General features: G+C 51.7%; 18 protein-coding genes. 10 read left to right on the forward strand and 8 right to left on the reverse strand.

Annotated features, from left to right (window positions below):
• Nucleotides 1-52: 52 nt before the first annotated feature.
• Nucleotides 53-508, reverse strand: a complete 456-nt coding sequence (locus tag A0127_RS01025) for a single- stranded DNA-binding family protein (RefSeq protein ID WP_054841013.1) — start codon at nt 506-508, stop codon at nt 53-55.
• 57 nt (nt 509-565) lie between these two features.
• Here A0127_RS01025 and A0127_RS01030 point away from each other — a divergent pair, with 57 nt between their 5' ends.
• Entirely contained in the window at nt 566-1240 is a 675-nt protein-coding gene (locus tag A0127_RS01030) for an adenylate kinase (RefSeq protein ID WP_062386790.1), read from the forward strand.
• A 4-nt stretch (nt 1241-1244) separates the two neighbouring features.
• Here the strand turns inward: A0127_RS01030 and A0127_RS01035 are convergent, their stop codons facing one another.
• From A0127_RS01035 to glmS, 3 genes are all read right to left on the reverse strand, one after another.
• Nucleotides 1245-1991, reverse strand: a complete 747-nt coding sequence (locus tag A0127_RS01035; RefSeq protein ID WP_156471134.1) for a hypothetical protein — start codon at nt 1989-1991, stop codon at nt 1245-1247.
• Nucleotides 1992-2115: 124 nt separating this feature from the next.
• Nucleotides 2116-5118, reverse strand: coding sequence for a glycosyltransferase family 39 protein (locus A0127_RS01040; RefSeq protein WP_062386798.1), 3003 nt, complete (start codon nt 5116-5118; stop codon nt 2116-2118).
• Between the two features lie 10 nt (nt 5119-5128).
• The gene (gene glmS, locus A0127_RS01045) at nt 5129-6937 is read right to left on the reverse strand and encodes a glutamine--fructose-6-phosphate transaminase (isomerizing) (protein WP_062386801.1); all 1809 of its coding nucleotides are present in this window, start codon (nt 6935-6937) and stop codon (nt 5129-5131) included.
• Between the two features lie 97 nt (nt 6938-7034).
• Here glmS and A0127_RS01050 point away from each other — a divergent pair, with 97 nt between their 5' ends.
• On the forward strand, nt 7035-7229 hold the full coding sequence (locus A0127_RS01050; RefSeq protein WP_062386805.1) for a PCNA-inhibitor: 195 nt from the start codon (nt 7035-7037) through the stop codon (nt 7227-7229).
• Here the strand turns inward: A0127_RS01050 and A0127_RS01055 are convergent.
• Nucleotides 7224-8375: a methyltransferase domain-containing protein gene (locus A0127_RS01055; protein ID WP_062386809.1), complete on the reverse strand. Its 1152-nt coding sequence runs from the start codon at nt 8373-8375 to the stop codon at nt 7224-7226. The genes A0127_RS01050 and A0127_RS01055 overlap by 6 nt on opposite strands.
• A gap of 59 nt (nt 8376-8434) precedes the next feature.
• Between A0127_RS01055 and A0127_RS01060 the strand changes: the two genes are divergently transcribed.
• Entirely contained in the window at nt 8435-9847 is a 1413-nt protein-coding gene (locus A0127_RS01060) for a hypothetical protein (protein WP_062386814.1), read from the forward strand.
• Here A0127_RS01060 and rnhB read toward each other — a convergent pair.
• From rnhB to A0127_RS01075, 3 genes are read right to left on the reverse strand one after another with little or no spacing between them, the layout of a single operon-like run.
• A complete protein-coding gene (rnhB, locus tag A0127_RS01065) occupies nt 9816-10502 on the reverse strand; it encodes a ribonuclease HII (RefSeq protein WP_062386817.1) in 687 nt (228 codons plus the stop codon). The two genes, A0127_RS01060 and rnhB, sit on opposite strands and share 32 nt — an antisense overlap.
• A gap of 4 nt (nt 10503-10506) precedes the next feature.
• On the reverse strand, nt 10507-11328 hold the full coding sequence (locus A0127_RS01070; RefSeq protein ID WP_062386821.1) for a metal ABC transporter permease: 822 nt from the start codon (nt 11326-11328) through the stop codon (nt 10507-10509).
• The gene (locus tag A0127_RS01075; protein ID WP_062386823.1) at nt 11325-12116 is read right to left on the reverse strand and encodes a metal ABC transporter ATP-binding protein; all 792 of its coding nucleotides are present in this window, start codon (nt 12114-12116) and stop codon (nt 11325-11327) included. Before A0127_RS01075 ends, A0127_RS01070 begins: the two co-directional genes overlap by 4 nt.
• A gap of 178 nt (nt 12117-12294) precedes the next feature.
• Here A0127_RS01075 and eif1A point away from each other — a divergent pair, with 178 nt between their 5' ends.
• Genes eif1A through A0127_RS01110 form a run of 7 tightly spaced genes read left to right on the forward strand, consistent with a single transcriptional unit; the run spans nt 12295 to nt 18698 of the window.
• Nucleotides 12295-12648 carry a translation initiation factor eIF-1A gene (eif1A, locus tag A0127_RS01080; RefSeq protein WP_062386828.1) on the forward strand — a complete coding sequence of 118 codons (354 nt, stop codon included), beginning with the start codon at nt 12295-12297 and terminating at the stop codon, nt 12646-12648.
• Nucleotides 12649-12679: 31 nt separating this feature from the next.
• Nucleotides 12680-13456, forward strand: coding sequence for a serine protein kinase RIO (locus A0127_RS01085; RefSeq protein ID WP_062386832.1), 777 nt, complete (start codon nt 12680-12682; stop codon nt 13454-13456).
• A gap of 4 nt (nt 13457-13460) precedes the next feature.
• Nucleotides 13461-14177, forward strand: a complete 717-nt coding sequence (locus A0127_RS01090; protein WP_082781368.1) for a KH domain-containing protein — start codon at nt 13461-13463, stop codon at nt 14175-14177.
• A gap of 2 nt (nt 14178-14179) precedes the next feature.
• Nucleotides 14180-15883 carry a DNA topoisomerase VI subunit B gene (gene top6B / locus A0127_RS01095; RefSeq protein ID WP_062386836.1) on the forward strand — a complete coding sequence of 568 codons (1704 nt, stop codon included), beginning with the start codon at nt 14180-14182 and terminating at the stop codon, nt 15881-15883.
• Nucleotides 15876-17033 (forward strand): DNA topoisomerase IV subunit A, encoded by a 1158-nt coding sequence (locus tag A0127_RS01100; protein ID WP_062386839.1) that lies wholly within the window; start codon nt 15876-15878, stop codon nt 17031-17033. The genes top6B and A0127_RS01100 overlap by 8 nt, the downstream gene beginning before the upstream one ends.
• The gene (locus A0127_RS01105) at nt 17030-18274 is read left to right on the forward strand and encodes a DUF530 family protein (protein WP_062386842.1); all 1245 of its coding nucleotides are present in this window, start codon (nt 17030-17032) and stop codon (nt 18272-18274) included. The genes A0127_RS01100 and A0127_RS01105 overlap by 4 nt, the downstream gene beginning before the upstream one ends.
• A 4-nt stretch (nt 18275-18278) precedes the next feature.
• A complete protein-coding gene (locus tag A0127_RS01110) occupies nt 18279-18698 on the forward strand; it encodes a DUF1699 family protein (protein ID WP_062386845.1) in 420 nt (139 codons plus the stop codon).
• Nucleotides 18699-18751 lie beyond the last annotated feature (53 nt).

Genomic DNA, 18751 nt, shown 5'->3' on the forward strand with positions numbered 1-18751 from the left:
TATTGATCTTTTTATTTCACTTCAAAAAGACATTAAATCCTTTAGAAAAAGTTCATGCCTCCTCCATCTCAGCCTTCAGCTTGAGGGATGTGTGCTCCTGCTTTAGCTCCTCTATCTTCTCCACAAGCTCATCGGCTACTTTTTTGAGGTTGAGTGCAAGCTCCTCGACCTCCCGTATCTTCTGGTCAAGCTCACGTTCCCTTTCTTCGACTTCCTCCATAGCCTTGGCCAGCCTTTCCTCTTCACTCTTCTTATAAACCTCGATAGAGATGGTGTTGTAGTCCCATACTATTGAACCATCCTGGATCGAGAACTCAACGCTTATCCTTACAACGTCGTCTTTTTCAACACCGAGCTTCTGAAACTCCTCAAATATCCTCGCGTTTAGCTCGCCAGCAGCCCTTACAACTTCTTTGGGATTGACTTTCCCTTTGACGAGGGCAAAGAGCACCCTCCTGACTTTATGAGCGTAACCACTGGCGCGGACATACCCGGTGCTCAGCTTCACGCACACCACCAAAAGTTTATTCAATTTGAGTACATAAATATTTATTGGTGGTCATCCGTGAACATACTTATGTTTGGCCCCCCGGGAAGTGGGAAGAGCACACACTCAAGGAGGATAGTGGAGAAGTACGGCCTCGTCTACATTTCTTCAGGGGACATCATCAGGAAAGAAATCGAAAGAAAGTCCTCCCTCGGCAGGGAGATGGAAGCCTATCTCAGCAGGGGAGACCTCATTCCAGATACTATCGTCAATACCCTGATAATTTCAAAGCTCCGCCGTCAGAGAGAAAATTTCATACTCGACGGTTACCCAAGGACGCCCGAGCAGGTGATCGCCCTTGAGAACTACCTCTTTGACCATGGCATTAAGCTTGACTTAGCCCTTGAAATCTTCATAGACGAGGACACGAGCGTTGAGAGGATTTCCGGAAGGAGGATATGCCCCAACTGCGGAGCAGTCTATCATGTAAAGTACAACCCACCCAAAGTGCCGGGGGTATGCGATGTCTGCGGCTCTAAACTCGTCCAGAGAGCTGACGACAGGGAAGACGTCGTTAGAAAGAGGTACAGGATATACTCAAAGAACATGGAGCCAATAATTAAGTTCTACCGGGCCAAGGGGATATATGTACGGGTCGACGGTGATGGTCCGATAAGTGAGGTGTGGAAGCGGATACAGCCCCTGCTGGACTACATCCACTCACGCGAGGAGAAGCGAAAGGAGCATGAGTAGCGGCTCAGAGCTTTCCAAGGGCCTTCATTATGGCTCTGACGTCTTCGTTTCCGATGATAGCCTCTACCTCTTTCTCTGCAAGCTTGGCTTTTTTCATTACCTTTGCAACCACCTTATCACTTGGGTCAAGAACCCTAACAGATATCTCCATGGGTTTCTTTATCAAGAGTTTAACATATCCTGAAAGTTTTTCTCTAAGGGCCTTAACTAGTGACTCCTTTTCCGCTTTGTCAAGGGGTTTCTCCAGCTTTACCACCAGACCGATACGGTTAGGAGTTGTGGTGTCAACGTTCAGAGCCAGTGAGACAACCGGTATCCCCCAATCTCTTAGGGATATGATTAGCCCCTTTCCAATCCGCCTAACCGACTCTTCCAGGTCAGGTGGGACGTTGAGCACCAGTTTGGATTTGTCCCGGGGAATTCCGTATTTTCTTGGAAGATCCTGTTCAACATCAATCCCGTCGATGAGGAAGGTTACCCCATACACCCTCCCAATGGATTCGTTGGCTTCCATGGTGAGCTTTTCAATGAGCCCCTTAACTGTCGATTCAACGTCAATAGAGCCGGTAAGGCTCGTCTGAACGACCTTAAGATGGAATCTGAGGAATATGTCTTTTCCAGTAGGATTAACATGAATCAGAACGTCTTCTAACCTCATCCCCAGGGAGTCTAGGGCGTCGGACATTCTGGATATGAAGAGCCCCTGCATCAGGGGGTGGTATTTATTGGGTATAACCTTTGCCAACTCCATCGCCCGGTGTTAGTATATATTGTTCAGAATTTAAAGTTTCCTGTTCGTATTGTGTAGAATCCAGGTAGAATTTGTGAAGATTATAAAATATAACAAAATAAGAGGGATAAATATTGGAGAATCTTTAATGACCTTCCCACAGCATGTACTCCTTCTGGGCCAGGAAGATCGGCTCAAGGCGCTTGCTGACGATTACGACCTTGTTTCCGTACTCCTTCTTCAGCTTCTGAACGTATGAATCGAAGAAGTCCTTCGGGACGCTAGCCTGGCCGCTGATTACGTTGTCTCCTCTCTGAACTTTGTCCAGTTCTGCAACTGGAATATATCCAATTATGTCCATGTGCGGTTCAAGGTAGAACTCTGGCTTGTATATGTCGTTGCCGTTTGGTGTCACGTAGTAATAGACTACACCCCTGAGGGTGAACTTGACGTTCGTGTACCCCTTCTCAAACGCTTCTGTAAGCTCAATTTTGCCGCTTTCACCAGGCTTTAAGGGCATGCTCGGGTTGGCAATCTTCCCATTAACGTACACTGGACCGTTTGTAACCCCAACAGGACCCTCCTGGAGCAGGACGAAGCGGTACTTGTCTGCCTGTGGGATATTCACTGTGACTTCAACGGGGGTTTCGTTGAGATGGTCTATGTTGAGGCCCTCAACAAGAACCTGTCTGTCAACCAGCTTCGTGCCGTTGTAGGCCTCAAATATCAGCGTTCCGTTCTTTACATCTCTTCCAAACGCCGAAATGTAGAGCTTAAGCTTCTGCTCGCCCGTTAGTGGTAGAGTAGTGTTGCCGCTCTTAACCTCCAGTCCACCGCCGTTAATCGAGTCATAGACCTTAGTCCATGTTCCGTTCTCCATGGCCTCAATGCGGTATATTGCGAAGGGTGTGAACTTATAGACCCTAACGCTTGGGTCATAAACGCCCTGTCTCTTCACGTAGCCGTTGTAACCGGTGTATTCGAGCTTGAAGTTTGCAAAGAGCTTTGCTGTGTCGTTTCCTGCCAGTGAAATTGGGATTCCAAGGCCCAGCTGGAGGTAGTTGCTGAAGGCGATCTTTTCATAGGCAATGATTCCAATGGGGTAGAGTTGGTTGTTGGAAGTCCTGTAGGGATAAATGTAGAGAACAAACGGATAAGTTTGTCCTTTGTTTTTGAAGACCTGTCCTCTGATTAAATCTACCACAATCTCGGGCACTACGTACCCGTTGCCAACTTTAACTGCTATGGTCTCGTTAGTAGTTACAATGTCGTTGTAAGAAACGTAGCTGAACATCGGATACCTCTCCCCGTAAGCTATTGCACCGCCTAGGTAGGCTATGGCGTTGAACTTGCCAAAGTCGCTCTGCTGGTCAAACGGATCAAGGAAGGTTATAACGTAGTCATCTCCCCACGCTTCCAGGTCAACCTCCCCGGCGTTTCCGCTGTGGGAGAAGAACTTGGCTATGATGTACCTCCTGTCGTAGCCGTGGCCACCATCGCTCACTGCCCTGCGGTGGCTTAGAAGGCTGGACTCTTCCCAATAGCCGTAGTCCCACCAGCTTAGAAGGGTTGCGTAGGGGTCGCTGTTGTTTTTAAGCCACATAAGGGCGTCGGTCCAGGCCTCTGGAACGCTACCCGGCATTTTGGGGTTTATGGTTTTGTAGGAATTCATCATGCTCTTCTGGTTGTTGTAGGAATAGATGGCAGCTACGTATGGCATTGGAACTAGCATCAGTATGAGGAACGCGGTGTAGAGTGCCTTTACAGTAACCGTATCCTTCATCCTCTCAACGTACAGGAAGGCCTCACCCATTGCTATGGCGGCCAGAATTATTGCCGCCACGGATGCCTGGAAAGAGAAGCGAACTGCCTGCTTAAAAAGGTATATAGTCCCGAGATAGTGGAACAGGGGTATGAAGTGCTTGTAGGTCTCGTAGCGCTTCTCTTTTACCTCCAGATAGAACTTCCATCCGAGGATGGCTAGGCCTATAATGGAGAGTATGAATATGATGCTGTCGCCATTTGAACCCTTGGGTTTGAGGCTGAACGTTGCGATGACCTCCCTCCAGCTGGGAGTCTGAAGCTCGGCGACGGTCTGGTAGAGAGGCGTTGACTGGGTGGCCGCTCTAAGGAAGTTGAAGAGGGCCTTTCCAAAGTACGCATAGAAGGCCAGGAAGCCTGCGATTCCAATGGCGATCACCGTTCCAAGTCTGTGTATCCAGTCTGAGAAGTTCAGGAATCTTTCGCCGTACAGCATTATCAGGACGAGCACCGTGCTTGCTATGAGGACCTCAAAGGAGAACACAAGGAAGTTCCTAATGCCAACGAAGCCGCTCCGAGCAAGCAGGATTCCGGTCACAAGGGAGAGTCCAAAGGTAGGGTAGTACTCAACGACAAAGCGCTTGAGATTGCTGGTGTCTCCTATCGTGAAGAATATTACCGGCACTATCACGCCAGTTGCGAGCAGAATCATGATGCCGAGCGAGCTCCCCGCCCAAACCCCCATGTACAGCGGACTGAGGGTGATGAAAAAGACCAGCCCAAGGACTTTCTTCCAGTTCCAGTGCTCTTCATCGAGATAGAGGAGCAGGAAGTAGATTGCAAACAGGAAAAACATCACGAAAGGTCCCTCTCCACGGTTGTTGCCAGAATAAGTCTTTGTGATAGCTCCCCAGAAGCCCGTCATTAGGGCCGCTCCCCAGAAACCGGCCCAGTCCGAGTGGAGCTTTCTGACGACAAGGTAGACCGCTATAACTGTCATCGCCCCTACGAAGGGCGGCCAGACCTTGAAAGCCCCAAACTCGTTCATGCCGAACAGAGCATGGGCCACCTTGTAGAACACTGCCTGAACCGTGTAGAGGCCGAGATATCCCCCGGGTTTTATACCCATCGGAGGCTCTGCGTAGGCAAAATACTTGGGAATCCAGTCCTGAATCGCCAGCTTATACATTTCAAAGTGATAGAACGTATCGGGATCGAGGAACAGCTTGAAACTGGAAGTCACTGCCCTAATTTTATATCCAACGTATGCCAGTAGCAAGACAAGGAGAGCCAGCCCGTACTCCCTAAAATAAAAGTAGACCTTAGGGAAGGCCCGTCCCTCCCCGGGTTTCGACTTTTTCAATTTTTCTTTGGCTTCAGTCTTCATAGGGATCACCTCACTCCACAGTAACCGATTTGGCAAGATTTCTCGGCTTGTCAGGGTCGTTGCCCCTCAAAACGGCCAGGTGATAAGCGAGGAGCTGGAGCGGAACAACATACACGATTGGACTCAGCAGCTCATCAACCCTAGGCATCTTTATCAGAACGTCCGAGACCCTGCTGAGTTCTTCCCTATCGGAAAGGGAAATTATCATAGCCCCCCTAGCCTTTGCCTCCTCGATGTTGCTCACCATTTTGTCGAAGACCTTTCCGCTCGGGTTTATTGCAACCACAGGGACACCGTCTTCAAGCAGTGCAAGCGGGCCGTGCTTCAGCTCGCCCGCGCTCAGCCCCTCGGCGTGGATGTAGCTTATCTCCTTAAGCTTGAGCGCACCTTCAAGGGCCGTTGGAACGCTTATGCCCCTGCCAATGTAGAAGAAGTCCCGCTTGTCCTTGAGTACATCGGCAAGCTCCCTGATAGCGTTGTCGTGTTTTAGAGCTAGTTCTACAAGTTCCGGGACTTTCATGAGCTCATTCTCGAGCTTCTTAAGGTAGTCTTCGCTCGCAGTGCCGAGAACCTTCGCAAGCTCTATTGCGAGCATTGTAAGGACTGTGAGCTGGGTTGTATATGTTTTTGTAGCGGCGACCCCGATTTCCGGCCCGGCGTGCGTGTAGAGAGTTAAATCGGCTATCCTCGTTGCCATACTGCCCACAACGTTGACTATTCCAAGCACCTTCGCTCCCTTCCTCTTTGCCAGCTTCATTGCCGCGAGGGTATCCGCTGTCTCACCGCTCTGGGTTATCGCTATGACGAGGGTCTTATCGTCTATCAAGTCCTCAAATTCATACCTGAACTCGCTCGCCTCTTCAACGATCGGAACTTTCTTGGCGAGCCTCTGGAAGAGGTACTTCCCAACGAGTGCCGCATGATAGGACGTGCCCATAGCCACGAAGATAATTCTGTCATAATTTGCTATCTCCTCAGCGACGCCCTTGATAATCTCTCTGTTGCCGTGAATGGCGTCTTTAAGGGCCCTTGGCTGCTCGTATATTTCCTTCAGCATGAAGTGAGGATAGCCGGCTTTTTCGGCCATCTCCAGTGTCCAGCTTATTTCATGGACGGGTTTCTCAACAACTTCTCCCGTGTCGATCCTCTTGACGACGTAAGAGTTCTTGGTCAAGATTGCATACTCCCCGTCGTCTAGGAAGACTGCCTTGTTTGTGTACTCGAGAAAAGCCGGAACGTCGCTCGCCGCGAACATCTCGCCGTCTCCGACCCCTAGAACGAGCGGGCTCTCATTCCTGACGACGTAAAGCTTATCTGGTTCATCCGCATAAACTATGGCAAGGGCAAAAGAACCCCTAAGCTTATTCAGGGCCTTCCGGAGGGCCTCTTCAAAATCCTCAGAGCCCTTCAGTTCCTCTTCAATAAGATGAGCTATGACTTCGGTATCGGTATCGCTCCTGAAGACGTGCCCCTTTTTGAGGAGCTCCTCCTTCAGCTCCGCGAAGTTTTCAATTATGCCGTTGTGAACGAGAACTATCCTTCCGGTGCAGTCCTTCTGGGGGTGGGCATTGATGTCGTTCGGGACACCATGAGTGGCCCACCGGGTGTGGCCGATACCTCTGTTGCCCTCCATCTCAAGAAAGCCGAGCTTCTCAGTGAGTTCGTCTATCCTCCCAGCCCCTTTTCTAACGTCGAGAGTTTCACCGTTTCCCGTCACGACTCCGGCTGAATCGTAACCCCTATATTCCAGCCTCTTAAGGCCCTTCACGATAACATCACAGGCTTTTCTGTCACCGATGTAACCAATGATGCCGCACATGGCTACCACCTTTACTTCTCCCGCTGATAAGCGGAGAGAGTTAAAAGCTTTCTGGAAAAAGCCTTTATACCCAAAGTCAATTCATTACAGGATGCCTATGGACAGAAAGCTCGATGAGTTCATCGGCGATGCAACCCCAAAGACGCGTCCCAAAGAGACCCCTCTCCGGAGAAAAAAGCGACTTAGGCCAACTAGCCTCGACTCCTTCCTACCTGAGGAGCACATAAACTACTTCAGAGACCTCAGGATAGGGGCAAAGAAGATAAGGAACGCGAAAATCGAGGAGTTATAGCTCTTCCGCTATTACCGCTTTTTCCCCAACTTTGAAGACGAAGGCCCTCCTCTCGCCCTTGAGGTTCTCCTCGATTTTCCTCCTGATCCTCCAGTACTCGCTCTCTGGGACACTTATCCTCAGCGTTGCCCTTCCAAAGCCTTCCTTTCTGAGGAAGTCGTTTATCCTGACTGGATGAAATGGGAGAACCTCTACGACGCTGTACGCCCTCTTGAGGTAGGGGCTTGTTACGGGCTCGTCGCCGGTAGCTAGAACTCTCCTCTTCTCCCTGAGCAGCATTCTAGCTTCGACCGGAAGCCTGTGGAAGAGCTCGTTTATCAGGTCGGCGTAGTCAACGCTCTGGGGTATCTCGTATAGATAATCGTCCGGCCCCTCGGCCCACTCAACAATGTTCTCGAGGGAGGGGTCGCTTTCAAGCCTCACTCCAGCTGGCAGGATAACAGCGCTCCTCTCGGCCTTTGCGAGTGGTTCCGTGTAAAACGTCAGCCTGTTCAGTGCCCCAAAGAGGTCTATGTACTCAAACTCGCCTTTCCACGGGACTTTTTCCCGCTTCATCTGCGGCGGAAGGTCGAAGATGAATGCCCGGGCCTTTTTTTTGTAGGCCTCGTAGACCTTTAGAGGACTTGGGAGAAGTCCCTCAAGGTTTCTCTCGGGGGCCTCAGGAGGTCTCGCAGGATCGGAGAACACAACATCCGCGTTCACTCTCTCAACGGTCTCTGGGAGGAGAGAATCGGCGTTTATAAACTCAATGTTCGAGACACCGTACTTCTCGGCATTCCTTCTGGCGAATTCTATCTTCATTGGGTCGATATCTATTCCATAGGCCTTCTTAACTTTCATAGCGTAGAAGATGAGCTGTATGCCGATACCGCAGGAAACATCGACGATGCTCTCCACACCGAACTCCCTCAGCCTCTCGGCACGGTATTTAGCGACGATCTCGTGAGTGGCGTAGCGGAGCCCTTCCATGTCCATCCAGAGATCGCTCCTTGAGAACTTGTCCCTTGCCCTTATCCTGGCCCTGGCTATCTCCGTTATCAGCTTCCAGCCCTTTCCAAGCCTGGCTTGGAGCCTTTTTTCGCCGTAACCTTTTCGTATAAGTTCTTCCGCTTCTCTGATTTTCTCTTCGGTGATTCCCTCAAGCATGTTGCAAGGTTCGGGGAGAGGCTTAAAAACGTTGCCTGCAATGACCATTGGGGGTTGAGATGGAGAAAGAGAGAGTAGCCAGGTTTCTTTTCATTGCAGTTGTTGTTCTTACAATGATCGGAACAATCTGGCATTCGTACAGCTTTGCATCACGCCCAGACCTGAACGATTACATCGGAGACGAGGTCTGGTACGTCCCTGCCAGCAGAAACCTCCTCCACAGGCTCGGCGTTGATGTTTACTACCTCCACAACGGAACTTACGGAGTCAACGTAATCTTTGCGAACAAGAGTGCTGAGATAAAAAACCTAGGCATGACGGATTGGATTGCGGCCATTAACGATGCCAGATACCGGCTTGAATACAGGGAGTTTCCTGGAGTATACTACGAGATACCGGTTGAAAACTACGAAGATTTTCTCAAGAAGCTAAAATCAAGTCTGCCCGCAGGAAGCTATGATGTAATCCCCGGTTTCCGGTATCCTGATGCCGACAACATACAGAACTACCTCAACACGGAGCATCCCTTCCTAGGCAAAGACTTGATAATGCTCTCCATGCTCCTGCTTGGAGACAGGCCAATCGCCTGGAGAATTCCGGGAATAATAGAGTTCGCTCTCATTGAGTTAATGGCTGTTCTCGCCACGTATCGGATAAGCAGAAGCTATCTGGCGTCCCTTATAACACTCCTCTTCGTCGCCCTCGATCCAACGCTACAGGCAACTGCCATAACGGCCATGCTTGACATACACGTGGCATTTTTTGTTTCACTGTTCGTCCTCGCGGTAGTTTATGAAAGGAGAGTACTCTCGGCGGTGTCTCTTGGTCTCGCAGGAGCAACGAAGCTCAGTGGTGCCTTTGGGTGGCCTATACTCCTGTGGAAGTCACTTAAGAGCGAGAATTCTTTTATCAGGTTCTTTTCGAAAGTGGTCATAATCCCAGGGATTGCGTTTTTAATACCCGAACTGCCCGCCATTAAAGTCCTCGGCTTTAAATCCTGGCTCAACGAATTTCTTGGAAGCTTTAGATGGCACCTCAGCTACAAGGGAGGACACCCCTACGCCTGTCCCTTCTGGGGATGGTTTATAAACTACCGCCCCTTCCCCTTCCACTTTAACCCCAACGTCTTCGTGTCAACTGACCCAGTACTTCTGATGGGAATGGTCGTCATGATACTGGCCCTTCCCTGGCTCTATAAGAGAAAACCTGATGTGAGCGGGCCGTTCTTTATCTTCTGGAGTATGGTTGGGTTCTTTGCCATTCACTACTATCTTGGAGGAAGAACCCAGCTCAGCTTCTATGCAACGGTACTCGTTCCGCCCGCGGCGGTCTCCATGGGAGTCTTCCTGAACGAGCTGATAAGGTGGGATGCTTTCAGGGAGTCCCTGAACTTTTACAGGGCAAAACTCCTTGTAGTTGCCAGTTTTATATGGAAAAAGTTCAAGCCTTCCGAAGATAGCGGTCAAGAGTAGCCTGCTTTTCTTCGGCTTTTTTCTCGCCCTCAACTTTTTCCACTATCTTTTTCAGGGTCTTCCAGCCCTTCCTTACTATCGGCGGAAACTCGCCGTGCTCCCGATAATAGTTCTCAAGAAAAGCCCTTGTTCTTGGGTCGCTTGGATAACCGGAGCCTATCTCTCCATACTCTTCCTTTAGTTTTTCAATCGCTCTGTCCCTCGTAACCTTTGCGAGGATTGAAGCAGCTGAGACGACGGGAAAGATGTCGTCGGCCTTGTGCTTCGCGACAACTTCGGCCTTAAAGGTTAGCCTCTCCCCAAGCTCTCTCGCAAAGCGTTCCTCGTCAACGTCAGCCGCGTCCGCATAGACAACATCGGGCTTGATCTTGAGCGAGTTCAGAGCTTTCGCGAAGTTCTCAACCTCGAACTCGTTGAGCGTGCCCTCCCTGGAACCAATGACATCGGGGGACAATTCCAGAATTGCATAATCATCTAAAACCTCAATTATGTCATTAAACAGCCTTTCCCTTCTCTTCGGGGTCAGCTTTTTCGAGTCTCTAACATTCAGCTCTTCGAGCTTTGGAAGGTTCTTCTCGTCTATCACGACCGCCGCTATCACCATCGGCCCTATAACTGGCCCTCTTCCCGCCTCGTCAATGCCCGCTAACTTCATCGGTTCACCTCCTAAACAAGAGTGCGCCATAGACTATGCCCAGCATTATCGTGGCTATACCGCTTGGTGGTATGGCAGTGAAGTAAGCAAGAACCACTGACGTAAGCTGGACTGTTAAGGTTAAGAGAAGACTTATGCCAAGAACGTTCCTGAGGTCAGAGCTTATCATCAGCGCTATCGCACCGGGAAGGATCGCAACTACCTGGAGCGTTATCAGACCAACCGTCTGGACTATAAGAGCACCGATTACACCAACGAGAACGTAGAGGATCGTGAGATATGCCCTTGCGTTGCCCCCGTAGCTCTCAACTCCCTCCATGTCAAAGCTGATGTACAGAAAGTCGCGGTAGAGGAGCAGCAGGACGAAGAATACGATGGCCCCTCCAACGATAAGGATTGTCAGGTCGTCGAGGGTGACGAGGAATATATCGCCGGTTAGATATGAGACTATGCTTTGTGTCAGCGGGAAGTAGGGTCTCGTAGCCATGACCTTGTAGAGGACGCCGAAGCCAAGGACAGTGAGCCCAGCGACAAAGCTGGAAACTATACCAACAGCGGAGTCGGAGGTGAATCCTATCTTCTCCAGCTGGGCTATGAGGATGACTAGGAGCGTTGTCACTACTAAGGCCGTGAGAATGACGAGGCCGTAGTTGTTGAGGAGAAGGGCCAGTATCATTCCCAGGACTGCACCGAAGAGAAGGGCGTGAAAGAGGGCGTGGGTCAGGAATGCAAGACCCTTCGTGTTGATTATCGGGCTTAGAAGTCCGAGGAGGACGCTGACCATTATGCTCGCGAGGAGAGCCCTGATGAGAAACTCTGGGATCATATCCGCTCACCACCCACGTGGACATGGAAGTCTCCGGTTATACAGTAGACCTTTCCTCCAATCGGGATCACCTTTGCCATCGGGCCGTAGACTGACTTTATAACTTCATCAGTTAGTACTTCTTCGGGCCTACCAAAGGCTATCAGCCTCTTGTTTATGAGCATCACGAGGTCCCCTATCTCCAAGAGAGGGTTGATGTCGTGGGTCGTAATTATCATCGTTACTCCTCTCTCACGCTTTATCTTGCTGAGGACGTTGGCAACTTCAGCTCTGGCACTGGGATCAAGGGCTGAAAGCGGCTCATCGAGGAGGAGAAGCTTTGGATCGCTCATGAGTGCCCTCGCGAGGAGAACTCTCTGCTTTTGACCACCAGAAAGCTCGCGGAAGAGCCTGTCTTCGATTCCGCCGAGGCCGACGAACTCCAGAACTTTTTCGGCTTTCTCTACTACCTCCCCCGGAATCTTGAAGTGGACGAAGCCCCTTCCGTAAACGCCGCCCATGGCAACGACCTCGAGGGCCGTTAGAGGCACTCTCTCGTTCAAGCTCTGGCTCTGGGGGACGTAGCCTATCAGATCCCTCGCCTTGCATGGGGGCTTTTCGAACACCCGGAGCTCCCCAGTGTACTCTCTGTGAAAGCACGCTATGGTCTTTAGAAGAGTAGTTTTCCCGGCCCCGTTTGGCCCAAGGAGGAGCAGTGTTTTTCCTTCCTCCAGAGTGAACGTTACATCGCTCAAGGCGGGACGTCCGCTGTATAAGATCGTTAGATTCCCGGCTTCAACCGCTTTCATTTTTCCTCCCGTACTCACAATATTCAGCTCTCTTTTAAACTTTGATGTGTACTAAGTGGACAGAATTGTGAATCTCTTTTTGCAAAAATTTTTTAAACCTCTGTCATTATGGGCTTTGGAGAATTTTTGCAGGGCTAAGCTTATAAGCCCTCACCACGACTCACTGGAGGTGATGCTCATGGCAGGTAAAAAGAAGAACGACAGGCATGTTGAAGGTGATGAGGTAATTCGCGTTCCTCTCCCTGACAGGAGTAAGGGGCAGCTCTTCGGAGTTATTGAGCAGGCCCTCGGAGCCGGGTGGATGGACGTCCGCTGTGAGGACGGCAAGGTAAGGAGATGCAGAATCCCAGGTAAGCTCAAGAGGAGGATGTGGATGCGCGTTGGCGATGTTGTCATCGTCCAGCCCTGGCCCGTCCAGACCGACGAGCGTGGGGACATCGTCTACCGCTACACGAGAACCCAGGTGGACTGGCTCCTGAGGAAGGGCAAGATAACCCAGGACTTCCTCAGCGGCGGCGAGCTCCTCTTCTGAGCCGCTTTTCACCGATTAGCAGGGATGGACAATGAGGGAAGACTTCCTCGACAGGGAAATCGAGGAGATGCTCGGCCTCAGGGAGAGGCGGGAAAAGGACAGCGAGCTCTACAAGATAGCCAACGAGGTCTTTGATAAGACGACGAAGGAAACGCTTGCCTACCTTCACAGGAGAGGGAAGATAGAGACTCTCTACGGGGTCATCAGCACCGGAAAAGAGGCCAACGTCTTCGCGGGAATTGACAGCGAGGGGGAGAAGATAGCGGTCAAGATATACAGGACTTACACCACAGAGTTCAGGCGGATATGGGAGTACCTGGCGGCCGATCCAAGGATCGGCTACCTTCCGAAGGACATGAGGAAGCTCGTCTTCGTGTGGACTAGGAGGGAGTTCAAGAACCTCCAGAGGGCGATAAAATATGCGGTCAGGGTTCCAGAGCCCGTGATCTTTAGAAACAACGTCCTCGTCATGGAGTTCGTCGGCGATGAACTGCCCGCCCCCCGGCTCAAGGACATGGAGAAGGAGTTAAATAGAGAGGACTTTGAGGAGCTTTACGACTTCACGATGGGCGTTATAGAGCGCCTGTGGAAGCGCGGCGACATGGTTCACGGCGACCTGAGCGAGTACAACATACTCCTCCACGATGGACCGGTGGTGATAGACTGGTCGCAGGCCACCGTGAAGAGGAACAGAATGAGCCTTGAACTCCTGAGGAGGGACATAAACAACATCACTAACTACTTCAGGAAGAAGGGGGTTGATGTTGAAAATCCAGAGGAGAAGTTCCGCGAGCTTGTTGAGAGGTGAGATTATGGACGAGTTTGAGAGGCTCCTTAAGAAGTACGAGCGCGTTGATAAAGACGGCAGGTTTGGGAGAGAAGAGGATGGGGAAGAGATCACTTTCACCGCTCTTGGTGAGCAGGAGGAGTTCGTTAAAATCCCGAAGGAGAGGATAGCGGTACTCATCGGAAAGAAGGGACAGACGAAGAAGGAGATTGAGAGAAGAACCAAGACAAAGATAGAAGTGGACAGCGAGACCGGTGAAGTCTTCATAACAGCGACGGAAGAAACCGAAGACCCGCTGGCAGTGTGGAAGGCCAGGGACGTGGTCATGGCAATCGGAAGGGGCTTCTCTCCCGAGAGGGCTTTCAGGCTCTTCAACGAGGGGGAGACCCTTGAGGTGGTGAACCTCACCGACATCGTTGTCGGCAACGAGAAGAACGCCCTGCCGAGGGTTAGGGGCAGGATCATCGGAAGAAAGGGAAGGACGAGGGAAATCATCGAGGAGATGAGCGGTGCCGACATAAGCGTCTACGGAAAGACCGTCGCGATAATCGGGAACCCCATACAGGTTGAAGTGGCTAAGACCGCTGTTGAAAAGCTCGCTAGGGGTTCCCCGCACGGGGTTGTTTACCGCTACCTTGAGCGGAGGAAGAAAGACCTCGAGCTTGAGGCCACAACCTACTACGAGGCCCTCGAGGGCAAACTGCCCGAAGACCTTGATGAATCTGGGGAAGAGGAGGAGTGATTATGGCCGAGGCTAACCAGCTATTCAAGGAGTTTAAGATTCAGAGCGTCAGCGAGTTCTTCAGGCGGAACGCGGCAATGCTCGGCTACACGGGCAAGGTCCGCTCGCTGACAACTTTAGTCCACGAGGCAGTAACCAACTCCCTCGACGCCTGTGAAGAGGCTGGAATCCCACCCTACGTCAGGGTAGAGATTGAGGAGCTTGGAAACGAGCACTACAAGGTTGTAGTTGAAGACAACGGGCCGGGAATACCAGAGAAGTACATCACCCACGTCTTCGGGAAGATGCTCGCCGGAACGAAGGCCCACAGGAACATACAGAGCCGCGGTCAGCAGGGTATCGGTATAAGCGGCGCCGTCATGTTCGCCCAGATAACGAGCGGAAAGGCTACGCGCGTAATAACCTCAACCGGAGACGACGAGATAATTGAGGCATGGGTTAAAATAGACGTTGACAAGAACGAGGGTAAAATCGTCAAGAAGGAGAAGCACCCGAACCCGAAGGGCTGGCGTGGGACGAGGATAGAGCTTGAGGTTAAGAACGTCAAGTACATGCGCTCCAAGCAGGGTGTCTTCTGGTACCTCAAGCTCACAGCTATAGCCAATCCTCACGCTCACATCGAGCTTATCGAGCCCGACGGAAAGCTCATAGTCTTCCCGAGGTCGAGCGATGAAGTTCCTGAACCTCCTGTCGAGATGAAGCCTCATCCCAAGGGAGTTCTCACCGATGACGTTTACAGATTAGCCAAGAAGACGAGGAGAAACACCGTCAGGAGGTTCCTTATCGGCGAGTTTTCGAGGATAAGTGACAAGAAGGTAGACGAGCTTGTGGAATACATAGCCGCCCTCAGGCTGATAAAGACCGTGCAGGACAAGAAGCTCCAGGAGCAGTACTACCAGAAGCTCATGGAGGGGCACGTTAAAGCCGTCCTCAGGGCCTTCAGGGGCTACACGAAGGTCGTCAAGCAGGTAGCGAAGATAATGGAGAAACCCCCCGAGAAGCTCACCTGGCACGAAGCTGAAGAGATAGTCGAGGCCTTCAAGTACATGAAGTTCCTCGCCCCGCCGACCCACGGTCTGAGGCCCATCGGCGAGGAGAACATCGAGAAGGGCCTTGGAGGAATCCTCAAGCCGGAGTTCGTTACCGCCGTTACGAGACCGCCCAAGGTCTATTCCGGCGGTATTCCCTTCCAGGTCGAAGTTGGAATAGCCTACGGCGGTGAGATTCCTGCTGGCTTCGACCTCTACCGCTACGCCAACAGGGTGCCGCTCCTCTTCGACGCTGGTTCGTGTGTGACAACTCAAGCGGCCCGCTCCATAGACTGGAAGCGCTATAAAATAGACGACCTCGACAGGGCCCCGCTCGTCCTTATGATAAACGTCGTTTCAGTCCACGTCCCCTATACAGGAACCGGAAAACAGAGCATAGCGAGCGTTGACGAGATTTACAACGAGATACGTTTGGCCATAATGGACGCCGCAAGGAGGCTTCAGACTTACCTGAGCGGCAAGCACAGGAGGCTTGCGCAGGTCAAGAGGAAGAAGACCTTCGAGAAGTACGTCCCCGAGATAGCGAAGGCCTTAAGCGTACTAACCGGAGAACCCGAGGAGAAGATTAAGGAGTACTTCATCAGGTTTATAGAGAGCAGGTTTGCAAGTCCAGAGGTTGAAGAGGTAGCAGCCGAGGAGGTGGCCGAGTATGCCTAAGCGCAAAATCCACAGGGAAAGACCCAAGGAAAAGTTTTCCTACGATCCAAAGAGAGTCTTGAAGATGCTCGACGAGCACGCGAGGAAAATCCTTGAGGACATCAAGGCCGGCAAAAACCCGCACTTCGACATCCCGATGCGCGGGCTGAGCAACGTCTACTTCGATGAGAAATCGAGGCTCATCAGAATGGGTGACAAGCTCTCAAGGCGCTACTTCCTCAACGTGGCCCATACAAGGAAGTTCATGCAGACACTCCTCATAATGGCCTATGTGAAGAGACTCGTAAGCGAGGGCAAGCACGCGAGCCTTCGTGAAGCCTACTACGCCAACAAGCACACCATTCCAGGAACAAGGGAGAACACGTTTGAGGATCAGCGCGAGAGCGACCCAATCATTGAGGACCTTGAGAGGATGTTCGGCGTTTTGAGGGAGGAGATGCACATCACCGCTGATAGGCGCGGTTACATCTACGGCGACATCGTCATCCGCGATGGTGAGGACGAGTTCAACGCGAGCAAGCTTGGAAGCGGCGGCTGGGCTGTCCCCGGAACGGTGGAACACATCCAGTTCCCGGAAATCAACGTTGATTATGCCCTTGTCGTCGAGACCGCCGCTATGGCCGACCGTCTCATTGAAGAAAAGTTCCCAAAGAAGGAAAACGCCCTCATCATAGCCACCCAGGGTCAGGCCTCTCGCGGCGTTAGGAGGCTTATCCACAGGCTCCACTACGAGGAAGGGTTACCTATCATCGTCTTCACCGATGGCGACCCCTACGGTTGGTACATCTACTCTACCATAAAGCAGGGCTCGATAAACCTCGCCTACCTCAGTGACAAGCTGGCAACGCCTGAATCGAAGTTCGTGGGTATGACGATGGACGACATCAAGAAGTACGGCCTCGAGAACGTCACCGAGAAGCTCAAGGGCATCCCGCCGAACAAGAAGGGCGGCCCAACGGGAGACTACAAGAGAATACTTGAGGAGATGGAATACCCGTGGTTCCAGAACAAGGAGTGGCAACGGCAGCTGAAGCTCGCCCTCAAGTGGGGAGTCAGGATTGAACAGCAGGCTCTGGCGAACAAGTCCCTCGAGTTCGTCGCGAAGGAGTACCTGCCAGAAAAGATAAACAACGGTGATCTCCTGCCATGACGACGACGGAAGAACTCGTAGCCCAGGTCAACAAGATACTGGACGATATCGGGATAGACCTGGGCGAGCTCTTCCAGGAATTCGATCCCGTCAGGTTAGCCCGCACTCTGAACCGCAACCTTTCCCTCCTTGAGGAGCTTGAGGAGGAGCTTGAGCGCAGGGTGGGTGAAGGCGGCCCTTCAATCCCAGTCGGAGACAGAAAAAACCGCGACCCTCACCTCCAGTGGCTCTACAGAAAAAGGCACTACAGGACTCTCGCCCTTGAGAGGCTCCGCTCGGCGATAACGGCCCACAAAATCGCGTTAGCTATTCTCGACGCCAACTACACCTTCAAGAGGGGAAGCGGTGAGATAAAGGCGACAGAGATAAAGGACGAAAAAGTAAAGGCCATCAGAAAACCCTACAGCATCGGAAGAGTGGAGATACTGCCGTATCTAGCGTACTCCGGAGACGTCCTTAAACTCCTCGCAAGGGAGAGCCTCTCCGTTAGGGATGCATTCAAGGAAATAAAGAGCAGGCTGAGAGAGCAAGGAATGGTTAAAACCAGGAGCATAAGGCTTGAGGTGGAGTACTTTGAGAACAACCGCCTTAAGAAGGCCCACGTCAGCCTTCCCGCCGATGCAGACATTGAGGCCGAGCTGAGAAAGCAGTTCGGGAGGCGCTTCCGCTGGAGGGTTCTCAGCCTCGTCAAGACGAGAGGAGTGCTCATAAACAACCACTACACGGTGGACAACTTAGCTTTGGCCTACGCCTCATTTAATCCCGAAAAAGGTGCTGAACTGCTGGGACTCGACATATTCCGCTACTACTTCCTCACGTCGCCAGCAGACAGGGAAACCCTTGGGGTTTTCCCGGGGATAAAGAGCTGCCTCGACTGCCACTACTCAATCCTCGACCTGCCTTTCAGGTGGGATCCAAACTTCAAAACGGGTCAGGGAAGCCTCTACGTCATAAGAAAGTGCGAGATGGAGGAACAGCTCGTTGGGAGGAAGAAGGACCTCAGCGGTGTCCCGAACTTCCTCCTTGGAGGTGTCCTGCTCTACGGCATAAGCCACTATGACGAGAAGAAGGTCGCGGAGATACTGGGGATTCCGGAGGACGAGCTTACCGGGGCTATGAAGAAGTTCGTGATATCCGGCCTTGCAAACGTCCTGTTCACCAAGGAGGAGACGAAGAAGTTTGACAAATTCATGCCGAAGAGCGACAAGGCAAAGCAGTTCCTCGCCCTGCTCCAGGGGTGATTGGATGAAGGTTAGGGTAAAGGCGAAGACGTACTCTGAACTCATCAGGAAGCTGGACGAGGCCCTGAACGAGGATGTGAGCGAGGTTTATGTGAACCTAAGGCCGACAAAGGAGGTAATCGTCAAAATCCTAGAGCGCTCGCCGAACGTCAGGAAGATCACATGCCCGCCAAGCCTTTACCCGAAGGTGTCCCAAAAAGTCATCATTGCCCTGAACCAGCTTGGAGTGGAGCTTTTACCCGAAAGCTACCCAAGGGGCAGGCCAAAGAAGTACGATGAGAAGACGGTAAAACAGGTCGTCGAAATGGCCCGGAAGGGCGTGCCCATGAAAGAGATCAGCAGAAAACTCGGAATACCGCTCAGAACCGCTTACTATTTGGCAAATTTATACGCTTCTTCCCACACATCTTTTCGCGGAGAGTGAGTTTTCATACTACCTGGTGCAGTTATGATTATATAGGAGTTGCCTCATATTAC

The organism is Thermococcus peptonophilus, from assembly GCF_001592435.1.
Taxonomy (GTDB): Archaea; Methanobacteriota_B; Thermococci; order Thermococcales; family Thermococcaceae; genus Thermococcus; species Thermococcus peptonophilus.

What these genes read in the sequence shown, in the direction of transcription:
- A0127_RS01035 (WP_156471134.1), bottom strand. Translation starts at nt 1,991, where the DNA reads ATGGAGTTGGCAAAGGTTATACCCAATAAATACCACCCCCTGATGCAG.
- A0127_RS01040 (WP_062386798.1), bottom strand. Translation starts at nt 5,118, where the DNA reads ATGAAGACTGAAGCCAAAGAAAAATTGAAAAAGTCGAAACCCGGGGAG.
- glmS (WP_062386801.1), bottom strand. Translation starts at nt 6,937, where the DNA reads ATGTGCGGCATCATTGGTTACATCGGTGACAGAAAAGCCTGTGATGTT.
- A0127_RS01050 (WP_062386805.1), top strand. Translation starts at nt 7,035, where the DNA reads ATGGACAGAAAGCTCGATGAGTTCATCGGCGATGCAACCCCAAAGACG.
- A0127_RS01055 (WP_062386809.1), bottom strand. Translation starts at nt 8,375, where the DNA reads ATGCTTGAGGGAATCACCGAAGAGAAAATCAGAGAAGCGGAAGAACTT.
- A0127_RS01060 (WP_062386814.1), top strand. Translation starts at nt 8,435, where the DNA reads ATGGAGAAAGAGAGAGTAGCCAGGTTTCTTTTCATTGCAGTTGTTGTT.
- rnhB (WP_062386817.1), bottom strand. Translation starts at nt 10,502, where the DNA reads ATGAAGTTAGCGGGCATTGACGAGGCGGGAAGAGGGCCAGTTATAGGG.
- A0127_RS01070 (WP_062386821.1), bottom strand. Translation starts at nt 11,328, where the DNA reads ATGATCCCAGAGTTTCTCATCAGGGCTCTCCTCGCGAGCATAATGGTC.
- A0127_RS01075 (WP_062386823.1), bottom strand. Translation starts at nt 12,116, where the DNA reads ATGAAAGCGGTTGAAGCCGGGAATCTAACGATCTTATACAGCGGACGT.
- eif1A (WP_062386828.1), top strand. Translation starts at nt 12,295, where the DNA reads ATGGCAGGTAAAAAGAAGAACGACAGGCATGTTGAAGGTGATGAGGTA.
- A0127_RS01085 (WP_062386832.1), top strand. Translation starts at nt 12,680, where the DNA reads ATGAGGGAAGACTTCCTCGACAGGGAAATCGAGGAGATGCTCGGCCTC.
- A0127_RS01090 (WP_082781368.1), top strand. Translation starts at nt 13,461, where the DNA reads ATGGACGAGTTTGAGAGGCTCCTTAAGAAGTACGAGCGCGTTGATAAA.
- top6B (WP_062386836.1), top strand. Translation starts at nt 14,180, where the DNA reads ATGGCCGAGGCTAACCAGCTATTCAAGGAGTTTAAGATTCAGAGCGTC.
- A0127_RS01100 (WP_062386839.1), top strand. Translation starts at nt 15,876, where the DNA reads ATGCCTAAGCGCAAAATCCACAGGGAAAGACCCAAGGAAAAGTTTTCC.
- A0127_RS01105 (WP_062386842.1), top strand. Translation starts at nt 17,030, where the DNA reads ATGACGACGACGGAAGAACTCGTAGCCCAGGTCAACAAGATACTGGAC.
- A0127_RS01110 (WP_062386845.1), top strand. Translation starts at nt 18,279, where the DNA reads ATGAAGGTTAGGGTAAAGGCGAAGACGTACTCTGAACTCATCAGGAAG.